This is a genomic window from Micromonospora jinlongensis, assembly GCF_013410645.1.
Taxonomy (GTDB): Bacteria; Actinomycetota; Actinomycetes; order Mycobacteriales; family Micromonosporaceae; genus Micromonospora; species Micromonospora zamorensis.
The window spans coordinates 6,076,956-6,091,414 of record NZ_JACCHK010000001.1 but is presented as its reverse complement, the minus strand read 5'-3'; the positions used below and the strand labels follow the sequence as shown (position 1 = coordinate 6,091,414).

General features: G+C 69.5%; 11 protein-coding genes and 5 tRNA genes. 8 read left to right on the top strand and 8 right to left on the bottom strand.

Annotated features, from left to right (window positions below; translation table 11 throughout):
* Window positions 1-86 precede the first annotated feature (86 nt).
* The 3 genes from HNR22_RS27495 to HNR22_RS27485 all read left to right on the top strand — a co-directional run bounded on the left by HNR22_RS27495 (window position 87) and on the right by HNR22_RS27485 (window position 4,985).
* Window positions 87-1,442: a flavin-containing monooxygenase gene (locus HNR22_RS27495; protein ID WP_179782787.1), complete on the top strand. Its 1,356-nt coding sequence runs from the start codon at window positions 87-89 to the stop codon at window positions 1,440-1,442.
* On the top strand, window positions 1,439-2,371 hold the full coding sequence (locus HNR22_RS27490; RefSeq protein WP_179782786.1) for an alpha/beta hydrolase: 933 nt from the start codon (window positions 1,439-1,441) through the stop codon (window positions 2,369-2,371). The genes HNR22_RS27495 and HNR22_RS27490 overlap by 4 nt, the downstream gene beginning before the upstream one ends.
* A 1,291-nt stretch (window positions 2,372-3,662) precedes the next feature.
* Window positions 3,663-4,985: a lipase family protein gene (locus HNR22_RS27485; protein WP_179782785.1), complete on the top strand. Its 1,323-nt coding sequence runs from the start codon at window positions 3,663-3,665 to the stop codon at window positions 4,983-4,985.
* 502 nt (window positions 4,986-5,487) lie between these two features.
* Here HNR22_RS27485 and HNR22_RS27480 read toward each other — a convergent pair.
* From HNR22_RS27480 to HNR22_RS27470, 3 genes are all read right to left on the bottom strand, one after another.
* Complete coding sequence (locus tag HNR22_RS27480; protein WP_179782784.1) at window positions 5,488-5,835, bottom strand: hypothetical protein; 348 nt, start codon at window positions 5,833-5,835, stop codon at window positions 5,488-5,490.
* Between the two features lie 217 nt (window positions 5,836-6,052).
* A tRNA-Val gene (locus tag HNR22_RS27475) sits at window positions 6,053-6,127 on the bottom strand.
* Between the two features lie 26 nt (window positions 6,128-6,153).
* A tRNA-Gly gene (locus HNR22_RS27470) sits at window positions 6,154-6,226 on the bottom strand.
* Window positions 6,227-6,374: 148 nt separating this feature from the next.
* On the opposite strand from HNR22_RS27470, the gene HNR22_RS31510 reads away from it, so the two are divergent.
* Window positions 6,375-6,617 (top strand): DUF6458 family protein, encoded by a 243-nt coding sequence (locus HNR22_RS31510; protein ID WP_088946900.1) that lies wholly within the window; start codon window positions 6,375-6,377, stop codon window positions 6,615-6,617.
* Between the two features lie 64 nt (window positions 6,618-6,681).
* Here the strand turns inward: HNR22_RS31510 and HNR22_RS27460 are convergent, their stop codons facing one another.
* The gene (locus HNR22_RS27460; protein WP_179782783.1) at window positions 6,682-7,263 is read right to left on the bottom strand and encodes a TetR/AcrR family transcriptional regulator; all 582 of its coding nucleotides are present in this window, start codon (window positions 7,261-7,263) and stop codon (window positions 6,682-6,684) included.
* A gap of 394 nt (window positions 7,264-7,657) precedes the next feature.
* Here HNR22_RS27460 and HNR22_RS27455 point away from each other — a divergent pair, with 394 nt between their 5' ends.
* Window positions 7,658-8,125, top strand: coding sequence for a winged helix-turn-helix domain-containing protein (locus tag HNR22_RS27455; protein WP_179783741.1), 468 nt, complete (start codon window positions 7,658-7,660; stop codon window positions 8,123-8,125).
* Between the two features lie 59 nt (window positions 8,126-8,184).
* On the opposite strand, the gene HNR22_RS27450 is transcribed toward HNR22_RS27455, so the two are convergent.
* The 3 genes from HNR22_RS27450 to HNR22_RS27440 all read right to left on the bottom strand — a co-directional run bounded on the left by HNR22_RS27450 (window position 8,185) and on the right by HNR22_RS27440 (window position 8,450).
* Window positions 8,185-8,259: transfer RNA gene (locus HNR22_RS27450), tRNA-Val, on the bottom strand.
* 13 nt (window positions 8,260-8,272) lie between these two features.
* Window positions 8,273-8,343: transfer RNA gene (locus tag HNR22_RS27445), tRNA-Cys, on the bottom strand.
* Between the two features lie 34 nt (window positions 8,344-8,377).
* Window positions 8,378-8,450: transfer RNA gene (locus HNR22_RS27440), tRNA-Gly, on the bottom strand.
* Between the two features lie 388 nt (window positions 8,451-8,838).
* Here HNR22_RS27440 and HNR22_RS27435 point away from each other — a divergent pair.
* The 3 genes from HNR22_RS27435 to HNR22_RS27425 all read left to right on the top strand — a co-directional run bounded on the left by HNR22_RS27435 (window position 8,839) and on the right by HNR22_RS27425 (window position 13,371).
* The gene (locus tag HNR22_RS27435) at window positions 8,839-9,441 is read left to right on the top strand and encodes a TetR/AcrR family transcriptional regulator (protein ID WP_088946899.1); all 603 of its coding nucleotides are present in this window, start codon (window positions 8,839-8,841) and stop codon (window positions 9,439-9,441) included.
* Between the two features lie 80 nt (window positions 9,442-9,521).
* Complete coding sequence (locus HNR22_RS27430) at window positions 9,522-10,103, top strand: TIGR03086 family metal-binding protein (RefSeq protein ID WP_179782782.1); 582 nt, start codon at window positions 9,522-9,524, stop codon at window positions 10,101-10,103.
* Window positions 10,104-10,440: 337 nt separating this feature from the next.
* Complete coding sequence (locus HNR22_RS27425; protein WP_179782781.1) at window positions 10,441-13,371, top strand: M36 family metallopeptidase; 2,931 nt, start codon at window positions 10,441-10,443, stop codon at window positions 13,369-13,371.
* Window positions 13,372-13,420: 49 nt separating this feature from the next.
* Here the strand turns inward: HNR22_RS27425 and HNR22_RS27420 are convergent, their stop codons facing one another.
* Complete coding sequence (locus HNR22_RS27420) at window positions 13,421-14,311, bottom strand: hypothetical protein (RefSeq protein WP_343059987.1); 891 nt, start codon at window positions 14,309-14,311, stop codon at window positions 13,421-13,423.
* Between the last annotated feature and the right edge of the window lie 148 nt (window positions 14,312-14,459).

Sequence of the window (14,459 nt, the reverse complement as noted above, 5' to 3'; positions counted from 1 at the left end):
GGGGGAGCGTTGCGCGCCACAGGACGGGACCTTACAGTGACCACCAGTCATATGACCACCGGTCACAATCGTGTGGAGGCTCGACGATGTCGTCCGTTCCGGTCCGTACGTGCATCATCGGCGCCGGTTCCTCGGGGATCGCCACCGCGAAGGTGCTGCACGAGCGCGGCATCGCCTTCGACTGCTACGAGCTCTCCGACCGTGTCGGCGGGAACTGGGTGTGGGGCAACAAGAACGGTGTCTCTGCCGCGTACCGGTCGTTGCACATCAACACGTCCAGGGAACGCATGCAGTTCAGCGACTTCCCGATGCCCGACCATCTGCCGGACTTCGCCCGCCACGACCAGATCGCGGCCTACTTCGACGCCTACGTCGACCACTTCAGCTTCCGTGACCGGATCGTGTTCGGCACCGGGGTGAGCCACGTCGAGCCGTTGGCCGGCGGCGGCTTCGAGGTCACCCTTACCACGGGTGAGCGTCGCTACTACGACGCCGTCTGCGTAGCCAACGGACACCATTGGGACCCGCGCTGGCCCGAACCCGCCTTTCCCGGCTCCGACACGACGAGCATCGAACAGATCCACTCGCACAGCTACTCCAGCGAGACCCAGCTCGCCGGCAAACGGGTCGTCGTCCTCGGGATGGGCAACAGCGCCATGGACATCGCCGTCGACGCCAGCTACCACGCACGAGCAACCTACCTGGCAGCCCGCAGTGGAGTGCACATCATCCCCAAATACGTCTTCGGCCGGCCTTACGACCAGATCGCCGGCAAGGAGTGGATCCCCGGCGCCGTTCGCTGGCCGTTGGCGCGGCTTCTCTTCAAGGCGGCAACCGGCCCCATGAACCGGTACGGACTGCCGGCGCCCGACCACAAGTTCGCCCAGGCCCACCCCACGATGTCGAGCCGGATCCTAGACCGCCTGGCCCACGGCGAGATCACCCCGAAGCCCACCATCGAGCGGTTCGAACGCGACGCTGTCCTGTTCACCGACGGCAGCCGGGTCGAAGCGGACCTCGTCGTCTACTGCACTGGGTACAAGCTGAGCTTCCCGTTCTTCGATCCGGCGTTCCTGGACCCCGGCGACAGCAACGACATCCGCCTCTACAAGAGGATGTTCTCCACCACCACGCAACACCTGTACTTCGTCGGACTGATCCAGCCCCTCGGCGCGATCATGCCGATCGCCGAACGCCAGTCCGAGATCCTCGCCGACCACCTGCAAGGCCTCTACGCCCTCCCGGGCACCCCCGAAATGGAGACCGAGATCAACCACTACCGCGCCTCACTCGCGAAACGCTACGTCCGCAGCAAGCGACACACCATCCAGGTGGACTTCGACGACTACATGCGAACCTTGCGGGTCGAGCGAGCCCGGGGCTCAAAACGAGCCCGCGGAGGCGCCGGGAAACGGCTTCCGCTGGTTGGTGAGATCCGATGAACCCGGAGCCCACCACACCTGCCAACGCTCGACGATCGGATGTCACGTTCTCGGTAGGCCGAGAACTTTGCGCCGCCTGGCTTTACCGGCCCGAGAACGTTGAACGGCCACCCGTCATCGTGATGGCGCATGGCTTCGGCGCGATCCGGACACTGCGGCTTGACGCCTACGCGCAGCGCTTCGCCGAAGCCGGGTACGCCGTCCTCGTCTTCGACTACCGGCACTTCGGTGACAGCACTGGCCGGCCCCGCGAACTGCTGAGCCTGTCCCGCCAACAGCAAGACTGGCGGGCAGCCATCGCCTACGCACGCGCGCTGCCCGGGGTCGACACCGGACGGGTCATCGCCTGGGGCTCCTCGCTCAGTGGCGGGCACGTCCTGCACACCGCGGCCCGCGACCACGACCTCGCCGCAGTCATCGCCCAGGTCCCCCACGTCTCCGGACCGCACGCCACGATCGCGATGGGAGCCCGCCACGTCACCCGCCTCGGAGTCGCGGCCGTCAAGGACCTGACACGGCAGCTCACCGGTCGCTCGCCCTACTACCTACCGTCGATCGGAGACACCGGCACCCTCGCCGTCATGCTCGACGACGACGGCACGGGAATCCTGCGACGACTCGCCGAGGGCCTGGATGTCGACAGCTTCCTACCTCGCAACCGCGTCGCAGCCCGCATCCTGCTGCACATGCCGCGCTACTCTCCCGGCCTGCGCGCGCACCGCATCACCGCCCCGACACTGATTCAGGCTGGGGAGCGAGACGAACTCACCCCGACGAAGGCGTCACGCTGGGTCGCCGGGAGAATCCCGGACTCGGAGTTCAAGACCTATCCCTGCGGCCATTTCGATCCTTACGTCGACCCTCACTTCGAGGGCGTGGTCGCCGACCAGATCGCGTTCCTCAACAGCCGCGTACCCGTCCGGCAGTGAGTATCTTCGATGACATGGTCGCCGTCTTGCCCGGAGCCGGGTCGTGGATCGGTCGTGCGGTGGCCATCGAGCTGAGCCGAACGGGCGCACACGTGACGGCTACGTCCTCGACACCACTGGACTCGCCGCCGCTGCCAGCTCGTCGAACGCCTCTTGCACAGTAGTCGCCGACCATGGAGCGATCGAAGAGACAGCGCCGGGGAGCCCCGCCGACTTCTGAGCATCGCCCGGCACACGAGGCCTGGCGCGCCGCGATTCGCTCACGTGCGCGCGACCCCAACTTCACCGGCGTCGTGGCGGGCCAGCTCACGCTCCTACGAACGGCCGTTTCCTTGGCCGAGCACCGCTGACGGCGGCCCTCGTCCCGGCACCGATCCCGCGTGCACCATCCGGACGCGACGCGACGTCCCACCCGTATCTCCGGGTCGCGACTGAGGTGTATCAAGGATTTTGGACAGGGGTTCTCTTCTGAGAGGCCTATGTCCGAGCAGCGTCGTGGCTCAGTCCGCAGGTCAAGGCTGAGGCGGTGCAGTTGGTGATCGAAACCGGCCGTCCGGTTGCGGAGGTCGCCCGCGATCTTGCTATCCACGACGGACCTTTGGCAGCTGGGTCAACGCGTGGCGGCGGGCGAACCCGGCACCCGAGCCTGCACTGTCGCCTGCGGATCACGCCCGCGCGCAAGAGTGGGAAGACGAGGTCCGCCGGCTGCGGATGGAGAACGAGTTCCCGTAAAAGCCACGGCCTTCTTAGCCCGGACGCACCCGTAGCGGCGCGCTGCGCGGTGATTGAGGCGGAGAAGGCCACCTACCCGATCGTGTTCATGTGCCGACTGCTGGCCGTGCCCCGCTCGACGTTCTCCGCGTGGCAGGCCCGCGCCCGTGCGGAGACAGCCACCGTTGGCCGTGGCCGAGTACATCGAAGTGTTCTACAACCGGCAACGCCTGCACTCCCGGCTGGGCTACCGCACCCCCGCCGAAGTCCTTACCGAGCCACCGGCAACAGCGACCAGCAGCCTGATCAGCAACCCGAATCACTGTCCAAGATCCTTGACACGCATCGAACGAGAGCGATCGACGGGTCTTGTCGCCCCTACCGGAGAGGGCTAATGTGACCACTGGTCATGTGACCAATGGTCACATGACGGAAACATTGGCGTGCAGTTGGGTTGACCCGCGCCGAGGAAGCGCGTGCCTGCCCGCCACCTCACGTCTCACCCGCAGGGTTTAGCGTCTCGGACGTCGAAGCACCCCTGCGGTCATGTCAATCACCCTCATCAATGGAGGTCCACCGCATGTCCGCACGCACTCTCGCCCGCACTGCGGCACTCGCCGCCGTGGTCGGACTCGGTCTGGCAGCGCTCCCAGGAGCCGCAGCGAGTGCCAACACCGTGTCCCGGGGCATCACGATTCCCGCGTTCTACTCCCCGCCCGCCCAGTTGCCCGCCGAGAACGGGGCTCTGGTACGCAGCGAACCGCTGCCGCTGTCGCTGTCGCTACCGGGCCTGGACGGCAGACCCCTTCCGGGACGGGCAACCCGGATCATGTACAAGACCACCGACTCGAACGGCCAGCCCGCCGCCGTGACCGGTGCGTACATCGAGCCATCGGCGAGGTGGTCGGGCAGCGGCCCGCGCCCGTTGGTCGTCGTCGCGCCGGGAACGATGGGTCAGGGCGATCAGTGTTCCGCCTCCCTGGGACTGCAGAACGTGGTCGCCTTTGGTGACAGCACCCTCTCGATCGGGGTCGAAAATCTGTCGATGTACCGGCTGCTGAGCAAGGGCATCGCGGTCGCCGTCACCGATTACATCGGCCTGGGAACCACGGATCGGGTGCACACCTACGTCAACCGGCTCGACGAGGGTCACGCGGTGCTCGACGCCGCGCGGGCTGCACGATCCCTGCCCGGTGCGTCCGTCACCGTCGACTCACCGACCGGTCTGTACGGGTTCAGCCAGGGCGGCGGGGCGGTCGGCGCGGCACTCGAGCTCCAGCCGACCTACGCGCCGGACGTCCCCGTGCGCGCGAGCTATGTGGGCGCGGCACCGGCCGACCTCGCTGCGGTCGGGGCGGGTATCGATGGCACCGAACTGGTCGGTGCCATCGGCTGGAACTTGAACGGGTTCGTGCAGTCCGACCCGTCCTTCCAGGCCCTGCTGGATAAGCACCTCAGCTTCATCGGCAGGGCGGTCCTCAAGGACCTCTCCACCAGGTGCCTGTGGGACGCGATGTTCACCTACTCCTACCAGCGCAGCACGGCCTGGACGAAGACCGGGCAGTCCATCTCGGCGATATTCGCGGCCGACCCCCAGTTCCGGGTGCCCTTCGAGCAGCAGCGGATCGGAACGCAGAAGCCGGCCGGGATCGTGCGTGTCGCCACCGGCGTGCACGACAACCTCGTCCAGCACGCGCAGGCCCGCCAGCTGGCCCTCGACTGGTGCCTGCGCGGCGGCAACGTCGTCTACGCCCCGATCTCGGGCATCGATGGCCCCAGCCCGATGCTGAACCACGTCGACTCCCTGCTCGTCGACCAGGGCACCGCGGTCACCTGGCTTAGCAACCGCCTGAACGGCATGCCCGAGGTCTCCAACTGCGCGACTGTCTCGCAGCAGCCCTGACCCCGGGCGGAGCGAATCCTCAGCGGTATCGAACAATCCGAGGGTCCCGGGTCTCGACCGACGCCGGGACCCTCGGTCACCCGAACGAACGGCCGGGAGTTCCTGACGCCTCCGCAGGCAAGATCCCGGGCGGAAGGAGAGCCGGTTCAGCGTCCGGAGCATTGAGCGTTGTCCAACCAGGCTCACCTGGTGCTATGCGCGCCCGAAGGGATTCGAACCCTAACCTTCTGTTCCGCAGACGAGTCTTGGGTTGATACTTGTCGAGACCTGTCGCCCCGGTCAGGTCGGTTCCGGCCCATCCAATACGCCCCGTCCGTGCCCGGAAGTTCGCTTGCAATCAGGTGAGTTGGCGGTGCCTGACCAGCCACCTGATGGCGAGCGCAACGATTGATCGGCCGGGGGAACCGGCTCGGTCCCACCAGAGCCCAGGCCGCCAGGGCGCCGCGACCGCCGACTCCGCATCAGCTGGACTCGATCGCTGCCTACTCAGGGGTTGAGAGGGTCATAAGTCCGGAAGGTTCTTGGCGCGCCGCGAATCAAGCATCTGCTGGCGCTCCAGTGCGTGCAGATTTTGCCGGTCGGTCAGCACGGCGACGTGGTCGAGGGACACGGGTATGGCATCCAGGCAGGCCCGGACCACGGTATCCGCCGACGGCAGGCTCGAAGCCGCCATTCCGGCATCACGCATCTGCGCCACGTAGTACGCCGTCCTCTCCACGACCTCGCGCTGGTCGAGCGCGGAACGCTGGCCGGCCTGGTCCAGCAGCCATATCTTCAGCTGAGCCCATGCCAGTCGCTCCGCCGGCCGATGCTCCCATCGCTCATCGATCAAGAGCAGCAGTACAACCACCAGTTCGCTTCCGGGCGCGTCGGCTGACGGTGGTCGAGTCACAGCCGACGCGCGTCCTCGTCCGACCGCAACAGCTGATTGGGTTCCTCGCCAGGCACCATCTCGTCTCGCACCGCGCCAACAGTGCCGTCGCGTTTCCTCAGCTCACCGCGCATCCGGCCGCGACGGGTCGCGCACTGCCAGTAGTCGATTCACGTTTGCCCAGGTCAAGGGCTGTTGGTGGGCGATACTGGGTTTGAACCAGTGACCTCTTCCGTGTCAAGGAAGCGCGCTCCCACTGCGCCAATCGCCCGTGGTGGCCCCGTGGGGCACATCGCGAGCGGACGACGGGATTCGAACCCGCGACCCTCACCTTGGCAAGGTGATGCGCTACCAGCTGCGCTACGTCCGCACGTCCCCGACAACCGCCGGCGACAGGTGAACTCTACCTGATGCCAAGATCGCTTGGCGCGGCACCCTGGGCGGTTGCGGTTGCACTGGTCGGCGGCGGGGTATTGAGGAATCTCGACAGCACACCACACCCCCTTAAGGAGGCTGTCGTGGGTATCGGCACCAGCATCTTCCTCATCGCGCTCGGCGCGATCCTCACCTTCGCGCTGGATGCGAGCGTCGGCGGCATCGACCTGGACGTGGTCGGCTGGATCCTGATGGGAGCCGGCGTGCTCGGCCTGATCATGACCACGCTGATCTTCAGTCGCCGCCGCCAGGTCGTCACCACCACCGAGCAGCCGGTGGAGTACCGCCAGGTCGAGGAGCGGCGGGACATCGCGCCGCCGCTGTGAGGGCTCAGCGTCACGGGCCGGCCGCCTCGATCGAGGTGGTCGGCCCGTGCGCGCGACACCCCACTCAGTCCAGGCAAGTGAGCGCGACCTCGGCGTAGCGCGTCAGCGCCGCCCGGTCCGGGTTGATGGCGCCCATCACCCGCAGACCCTGGAGGCTGGTCACCAGGAAGCCGGCCAGATCGGTGGCGCTGCGAGCGGACGTGATCTGGCCCCGCAGCTGGGCCTCGGCCAGCAGGTCGTAGAGCGCCGACTCCAGGGACTGCGTCGTCGACCGGAGCCGGTCGGCGACCCGCTGGTCCTGGTGTGCGCGCTCCATCGACGCGCCGACGATGAGACAGGAGAGGTGCTGGCCGTCGCCGGTGATGCCGTCCACCGTGCCGACGAACATCTCACGGATGACCGCTCGCGCGTCGTTGCCGGAGCGCAGCAGATCGACCATCGGGGTGGCGTAGCGCTGCCGGTACAGGTCGAGCACCGCCAGGTAGAGCCCGTCCTTGCTGCCGAACGCGGCGTAGATCGAGCCGCTGCCCAGGCCGGTGGCCTCGGCGAGGTCGCGCATGGAGGTGCCCTCGTAGCCCTTGGTCCGGAACACCTCCATCGCCGCGTTGACCGCGGCGTCGAGGTCGAACTCACGGGTGCGTGCCATGCCTGAACGCTACCCGCTATCTGGAACGTTCGACAAAGTACCGCCGGTCACAGGATGCCGACGGCCTGGTCGCCCTCGGCGCCGAAACCACCGACCTGCCTCGTTCGTGCCGGCCTATGCCCGGGTGTTCGGAATCCCGGCGGAGGGCGTGGCCGCGCCGGTCGAACGGGAGATTCTGAGCCAGCCTGATCCGCTCGGCGGCGCGCAGAACGCGGTGTGCAAGCAAGGCGGACAGCGCGACGTCAGCGAACCCGAGTAGGTCACGGGGTGCGCAAACCATTGACTACGGGGTTCAGACAGCGTTGTCTTTCACTGGCCCTGGGGAGGTACAACAGTGATCGACGATGTGTCCCTCGTGTTCTGCGTGACCGCCGACGTGTCGGTGCGCGAGCGGATGGTGCGGCGCCTGAACGGCCTCGGCACCCTGGTGATCTGCACCGACCTCGCGGAGTTGCAGGCGATGATCGGCCCGCCGGCCAGCAGCCGGCCAGCACGGCTCTCCACCTCCGCGACCGTTCCCGCGCCCAGTCCCGCCGCAGCCGCTCCCGCCACCGTCACCGCCGGCCGGACCAGTCTCGGCGACCTCACGATCGACCCACTCGGCCATCTGGTGACGTGGCGCGGACAACCGCTGGCCCTGACCCGCCTCGAGCGTCGCCTGCTCACCCAGCTCGCCACCGCACCGGTCGGGGTCTGGACGTACGAGAGGCTCTTCGAGTCGGTCTGGGGCGGCGCGTACCTCGGCGACACGTCGATCCTGCACTCGGCCGTCAAGCGGTTACGCCGCAAACTGCGCGCCGCCGACGACACCCTGCGCGTGCACACCGTTCGCGGGATCGGCTACCGGCTCAGCGTCGGATGAGCCCCAGCGGATAAGCAGAACGGCTCGTCACCGGGCTTTCGGTGACGAGCCGTTCTCTGTGGTGGGCGATACTGGGTTTGAACCAGTGACCTCTTCCGTGTCAAGGAAGCGCGCTCCCACTGCGCCAATCGCCCGTGCTTGTTGCCGAGGTGGGGACGGGATTTGAACCCGCGTACACGGCTTTGCAGGCCGTTGCCTCGCCTCTCGGCCACCCCACCGAGGTTGCCCCCGTCATGCGTGGCGGCAGCTCCGAGCGGACGACGGGATTCGAACCCGCGACCCTCACCTTGGCAAGGTGATGCGCTACCAGCTGCGCTACGTCCGCACGCCCCCGGACGTTCCCGGGTGACGGATGAGAACTTTAGCCGAGCCGGTGAACGACTGCCAACTCGGGGTCGCCTCGGCGCGTCCCGCCCTCGGCGCGGGTGGGATCAGCGCCATCCCGAAGGGCTTCCTAGGGGGCTGGTCTGGTGCCGCCATTAGTTGCGGACGGTCACCCTCCGAAACCATTAGGCAATGATCGTCATCACCGTGTCGCAGGTCCCGACAAGGGTGTACGCGCGCATCAGCCCGTGCCCGCGGACCTCGACGGACACTCCTTGGAGAACGACCGAAGAGGGCCTGAGAAAGTGTCCGGCTTCCGACTGTCGCAGCGCGGATCAGGGTGCGGTGGTAACTGTTCGTGTTCACTCGGATGGGCTACGGTAACGGTCGTGACGAGACGTGCGGCCGAGATCCGCCTGGATGCCCTGCTGCGCACCGCCTGTGACGTGATCGTGGAGCGCGGGCTGGCCAATACCCGAACGGCGGATGTGGCGCAGGCCGCCGGCGTTAGTCAGGCACTGGTTTTCTACCATTTCGCCACCAAGGAACGGTTGCTCTCACAGGCCTTCGCGTACGCGGTCGAGCAGGATCTCGCCCGACTGGACGTGGTGACCCGGTCCTCGGCCCCACCGCTGACCAAGCTCCGCCGGATCCTCAAGCTCTACACCCCGGCCGGCCGGGGCGCCTCGTGGTCGATGTGGATCGACGGCTGGTCCGAGTCGCTGCGTACGCCGGAGTTGGAGAAGGTCTCCCGCCGACTCGACCTGCGCTGGCGTCAGGACCTGGCCGCGGTGATCTCGGCGGGCGTGGCCGACGGCACCTTCCAGTGCGCCGACCCGGACGGGGCCGCCTGGCGGATCAGCGCGGTCATGGACGGCCTTGCCGTCCAACTCGCCGTGCACGACCGGGTGATCTCACGCCGGCAGTTCGGCGAGTGGGTCCGGCTGGTCACCGCCCGGGAGCTCGGCCTGGACCCCACCGACCTGGACTGAGCCGGGCGGCCAGCGCAATCACCCACACCAGGCCGGGCAAAACCGCTCGTCCCGCCCCGCCGACCGGAACAATCGGCAGCATGGATCTGCTGGAGGCGTACCGCCGGAGCCTGGCCGAGTTCATCGACCGGGTGGACCAGGTCGAGCCCGGCCAGTGGTCCGACCCGACACCCTGCTCGGACTGGGACGTGCGCACGCTGGTCAACCACGTGGTGAACGAGGACCGGTGGAGCGTTCCGCTGCTCGCCGGCCGGACCATCGACGAGGTCGGCGACCGACTCGACGGTGACCAGCTCGGCGCCGACCCGATCGCGGCGGCGCGGGAGGCGGCCGCCCAGGCCGAGATCGCCGCCACCCATCCCGGCACGATCGACCGCACCGTGCACCTCTCCGGTGGCGACACCCCCGCCGCGGAATACCTCCAGCAACTCCTCGCCGAGCACCTCATCCACGGCTGGGACGTGGCGGTGGCGATCGGCGTACAGCCTCGGCTCGATCCGGACGCCGTGCGCGTGGCCGCCCGGTGGTTCGCCAACGAGATCGACGACTACCGGCGCAACAACCTGGTCCAGACCGGGGTGCGGGTGCCCGACGACGCCGACGAGCAGGACCACCTCCTGGCCGCCTTCGGCCGCGACCCTGACTGGGCGCCGAACGACTGACCCCTCCCGTGGCGTCACGCTCCGGCGGTGGTCGTCGGCCCGTGTGCCGTCGCCGCCGTAGGGGCGAGCACCCGCCCATCCATCACCCGCCGCCACAGCGGCGGCACCAGCGCGACGGCCGCCACCGAACGTGGTGGCCGCCGTCGATGGGCTCTGCCGGTCGTCGCCGAGCAGCATGTCGATCACCGGGATCAGGCCGAAGACTTCGATCTCCTGGCCCGTGGGTGTCCCCAGCCCTTGCCGCCATCACGATCGACTGATATCCACAGATGCACATGCGTCATCGCGCACTGACGGCCGGCGATCGCCGGCCATCCCGCTCCCACGAGGAGGTCCCGTGCCACAACCGGAGTGGTTACCCCCGATGAGCCGGCGTCGACGCCGGCTCATCGCCGTCCTGGCAACGACGGCGACGGTCGCCGCGCTGCTCCCCACCGGCGTGAGCACCGCGGCCCCCACCGGCAACACGGCGTCCGCCGCGCGCAGTTCCGGACCATTCGCCGAGGGCCACGAGCCCGCAGACGTCGACAACCGCACCGGTACGGCGGCACCCGACGCCCGCCAGCGCGGCCTGGCCCGCGCCGCCGACCCCGACGTCCGGTGGAACCGGCTCGGCACCCCGCAGGCGCTCGGCCCCGGCCGTACCCCTCTCGCCACCGGGCTGCCCGCCGATCCGGAGGCCGCCGCACGCGCCTACCTGACCGCCAACCGCGACCTGTTCGGGCTGGACGCCGCCTCGGTGGCCGCCATGGAACGAGTGCTGGTCCGGCCGATCGGCAGCGGTGCCGTGGTCACCCTCCGGCAACGGTTCGGCGACCTGCCCGCCGGGCCGGACGGCCTCGTCACCCTCGCGGTCGCCAAGGGCACGGTGCTCTCGGTCAGCTCCTCGCTGGCCCGCAACACCGGAACACCGGCACCGGCCACCCGCACCGCCGAGCAGGCGTACGCGGCCGCGCTCGCCGACGCCAAGCTGACCGCCGACGCGGTGGCCAGCCACACCATCCGGTCGGTGGCCGTACCCACCCCGCTGGACGGGCCACGGGCCGCCTACGAGGTGACCATGATCGGCGCGGACACCGAGCACCCGGCCGCGTTCACCAGCTACGTGGACGGCAGCACCGGGCAGGTGCTGGTCCGCGAGGACCTCGTCGACTTCGACTCCGACAACCCGAGCTGGGCGGTCTTCCCGGCCACCCCGCCCCGCGACCTCGGCCCCGGGCAGGACCCCCGGGTGCGCTGGTGCGGCGACCCGGCACCCGGCTGCCAGGCCGCCTGGCGCGACCCGGCCACCGGCCAGCCGTGGGACGTCGACGCGGCCACCGGCACGCCGACCTTCACCTCGCGCGGCAACTCGGCCAACACGGTGCTCTCCTGGGGTGCCGGCACCCCGGTCGTCCCGGCGCCCACCAGCCCGGACCGTCGCTACGAATACCCCTTCACCGACCAGTGGCACCAGTCGAAGTGCAACCCGGAGGTTTTCACCTCCGCCCAGCGCAACGACGCCGACGCGTCGATCGCCAACCTGTTCGCCATGCACAACCGGATGCACGACTGGTCGTACCAGTTGGGCTTCACCGAGTCGGCGTGGAACCTCCAGGCGGTCAACCTCACCCCGTCCGGTCTGGGCGGTGACGCCGAGCAGGGCCGCGCCCAGCAGGGCGCGCTGACCGGCAACCGGAACAACGCCAACCAGGGCACCCCGCGCGACGGGCTGCCGCCGACCACCAACATGTACCTGTGGCAGCCGCAGGCCGGCGGGCCGTACCCGCCGTGCGTGGACGGCGACTACGACATGACGGTGATCGGCCACGAGTACACCCACGCGATCACCAACCGGATGATCGCCGGCCCGGACAGCGGGATCAGCGGCCACCAGGGCGGGTCGATGGGTGAGTCCTGGGGCGACCTGCTCGCCGCCGAGTACCTCTTCCAGCACGGGCTGCGCGCGCCCGGCGAGACGCCCTTCATCACCGGCGGCTACGTCACCGGCAACCTGGTCAGCGGCATCCGCAACTACGACCTGAGCCGCAGCCCGCTCAACTACTCCGACATCGGCTACAACACCGCCGGCCCGGCCGTGCACGCCGACGGGGAGATCTGGGGTGCCACCAACTTCCGGGTCCGCTCCGCCCTGGTGAAGCGGTACGGCCTCGGCACCCCGCAGCGGCAGCTCGACTGCGCCCAGGGGAAGGTCGCCGCCGACCAGTGCCCGGGCAACCGGCGCTGGTCACAGCTGGTGTTCGACTCGTTCCTGCTCCAGGCCGCCAGCCAGGTCAGCATGCTCGACATGCGCGACAACATGCTCACCGCCGACCTGCTCCGCTTCGGCGGCGCGAACCAGGACCTGATCTGGGCCGAGTTCGCCCGCTCCGGGATGGGCCGGGACGCCGCCACCAACGGTGCCGGCGACACCGACCCGACGCCGAGTTTCGCCTCGCCGCGCGGTGGCAACGCGACGCTCACCCTGCGCCCACGCGGGGACAGCGCCGACGCGCCGATCCGGGTGTACGTCGGGGCGTACGAGGCGCGGGCCGTGCCGGTGGCCGACACCGACCCGGCGACGCCGATCCCGGACACCGTGGAGATGGTGGCCGGCACGTACGACCTGTTGGCCGTCGCGCCCGGCTTCGGGCACCAGCGGATCAGCGTGGTCGCCCGGGCCGGTCAGGACGGGTACGTGGACCTGCGGATGAGCCGTAACCTGGCGTCCACCGCGTCCGGGGCGACGATCACCGGCGACGGGGTCAACCTGGACCGGGTCGCCGACGACACCGAGGCGACGAACTGGGCCTCCCTGGACGGGGTGGCCGGCCGGCAGCTCACCGTGGCGCTGCCCGGGGGCGCCCCGCAGACGGTCAAGCGGGTGAACGTCAGCGCGATGCTGCGCCCGGCGATCGCCGGCGACGCCGACACCGGCAGTCAGAACGCGCTCAGCGCGCTGCGCTCGTTCGCGGTGTCCGCCTGCAACGCCACGACCACCGACTGCGCCGACCCGGCGCGGTGGCAGCGCATCTACACCAGCGCGGGCGACGCGTTCCCCGGCGGGGCGTACCGGGCGTACAGCCGGGACATCAACCTCCGGACGTTCGCGGTGCCCAGCACCGTCGCCACCCACCTGCGACTTGAGGTGCTGGCGAGTCAGTGCACCGGTGGCCCGCACTACGCGGGCGAGCAGGACGACGACCCGGCCACCACGACGGACTGCGCCACGGCCAGTCCGGCCCGGTCGCAGGTCAGGATCGCCGAGTTCCAGGCGTTCTCGAACTGAAAAACCGTGGGGGTCGGCGGCAGGTCCGCCGGCCCCCACGGCCCTCAGGTCAGCGGCGGGCCGGTCGCCAACGGTCGGCGGTGGCGGGGCGCTCCCAGCGCCGGTCCACCGGTGGGTCGTCGGGCTCCGTGGCATCTCCGCCCGCGGCCCGGGTCAGGTGTCGTAGCCGCAGCAGCAACCCCATCCCGAGAAAGAGCAGCAGCCCGCCGAGCAGGAACGCGGCCTGCACCACCCCGAACCCGCCGGTCTGCGAGACCGGGCGACCGGGCGCGGGTGGCGCGGCGTCGACCGGGTAGTCCCCCACCGGCTCCTGGGCGGACGTGCTCTCCTCCTCGGCCGGCGCGCTCGGTGTCTCGCTGGGCTCCGACGGGGTGGCGGTCGGCTTCGGCGTGCTGGTCGGGGTGCCACCCGCACCCACCACCGAGCGGGTGGCCGTCTGTCGGGCCAGCAGGCGCGCGTTGGCGTCGTACGCCTCGGCGGCGAGGGTGACCCGCCCCTGGGTGACGTCCTCGGCGAAGGCCACCCGGTAGCGGGCGGTGACCGTGCGCCCCGGGCAGAGCGTGCCCGGGTCGAGCTGCCGGTCGGTCAACCGGGCCACGTCACCGTCGGTCTGAATCTGCAGCGGGAAGTCACCGGCCTCCTCCACCCGGTCCATCTTCACCTGGTCGAGCCGGAGGCCCTGCACGCTCAGCACCATCGACCAGCGCACCTTCACGCAGCCCCCGCGCCGGTCCGTCCGGGAGACGACGGCGGACACCGTGCGCACCTGCTCACCGGCGGTGAACCGGGCCGGCAGCCCACTCAGTTCGGTGCTGAACGCCGCCTGCGCCGGAGCGGCCAGTGCCAGCTCCACCCCGCTCAGACAGGCCAGCACCACCCCTACCCGCACCGCATACCGCCACACCGTCACCACCGCCGCCCTCCGTTCGGTCGTCTCCACTGAGCAACGCTAGGAGCGGCCCGTCGGCCGGACCAGACGGGTGTGTTCGCACCGACCGGCAAGGACGGGGTGGGTTTTCACCGACGGTGGTGAACCGGTCACCGCTCCCCCGCGACACGCCGGACAGCGGGCCGCTGGGACAATCGGC

Coding starts and splice junctions, on each gene's coding strand:
- HNR22_RS27495 (WP_179782787.1), top strand. CDS start 87: ATGTCGTCCGTTCCGGTCCGTACGTGCATCATCGGCGCCGGTTCCTCG.
- HNR22_RS27490 (WP_179782786.1), top strand. CDS start 1,439: ATGAACCCGGAGCCCACCACACCTGCCAACGCTCGACGATCGGATGTC.
- HNR22_RS27485 (WP_179782785.1), top strand. CDS start 3,663: ATGTCCGCACGCACTCTCGCCCGCACTGCGGCACTCGCCGCCGTGGTC.
- HNR22_RS27460 (WP_179782783.1), bottom strand. CDS start 7,263: ATGGCACGCACCCGTGAGTTCGACCTCGACGCCGCGGTCAACGCGGCG.
- HNR22_RS27455 (WP_179783741.1), top strand. CDS start 7,658: ATGGTGCGGCGCCTGAACGGCCTCGGCACCCTGGTGATCTGCACCGAC.
- HNR22_RS27430 (WP_179782782.1), top strand. CDS start 9,522: ATGGATCTGCTGGAGGCGTACCGCCGGAGCCTGGCCGAGTTCATCGAC.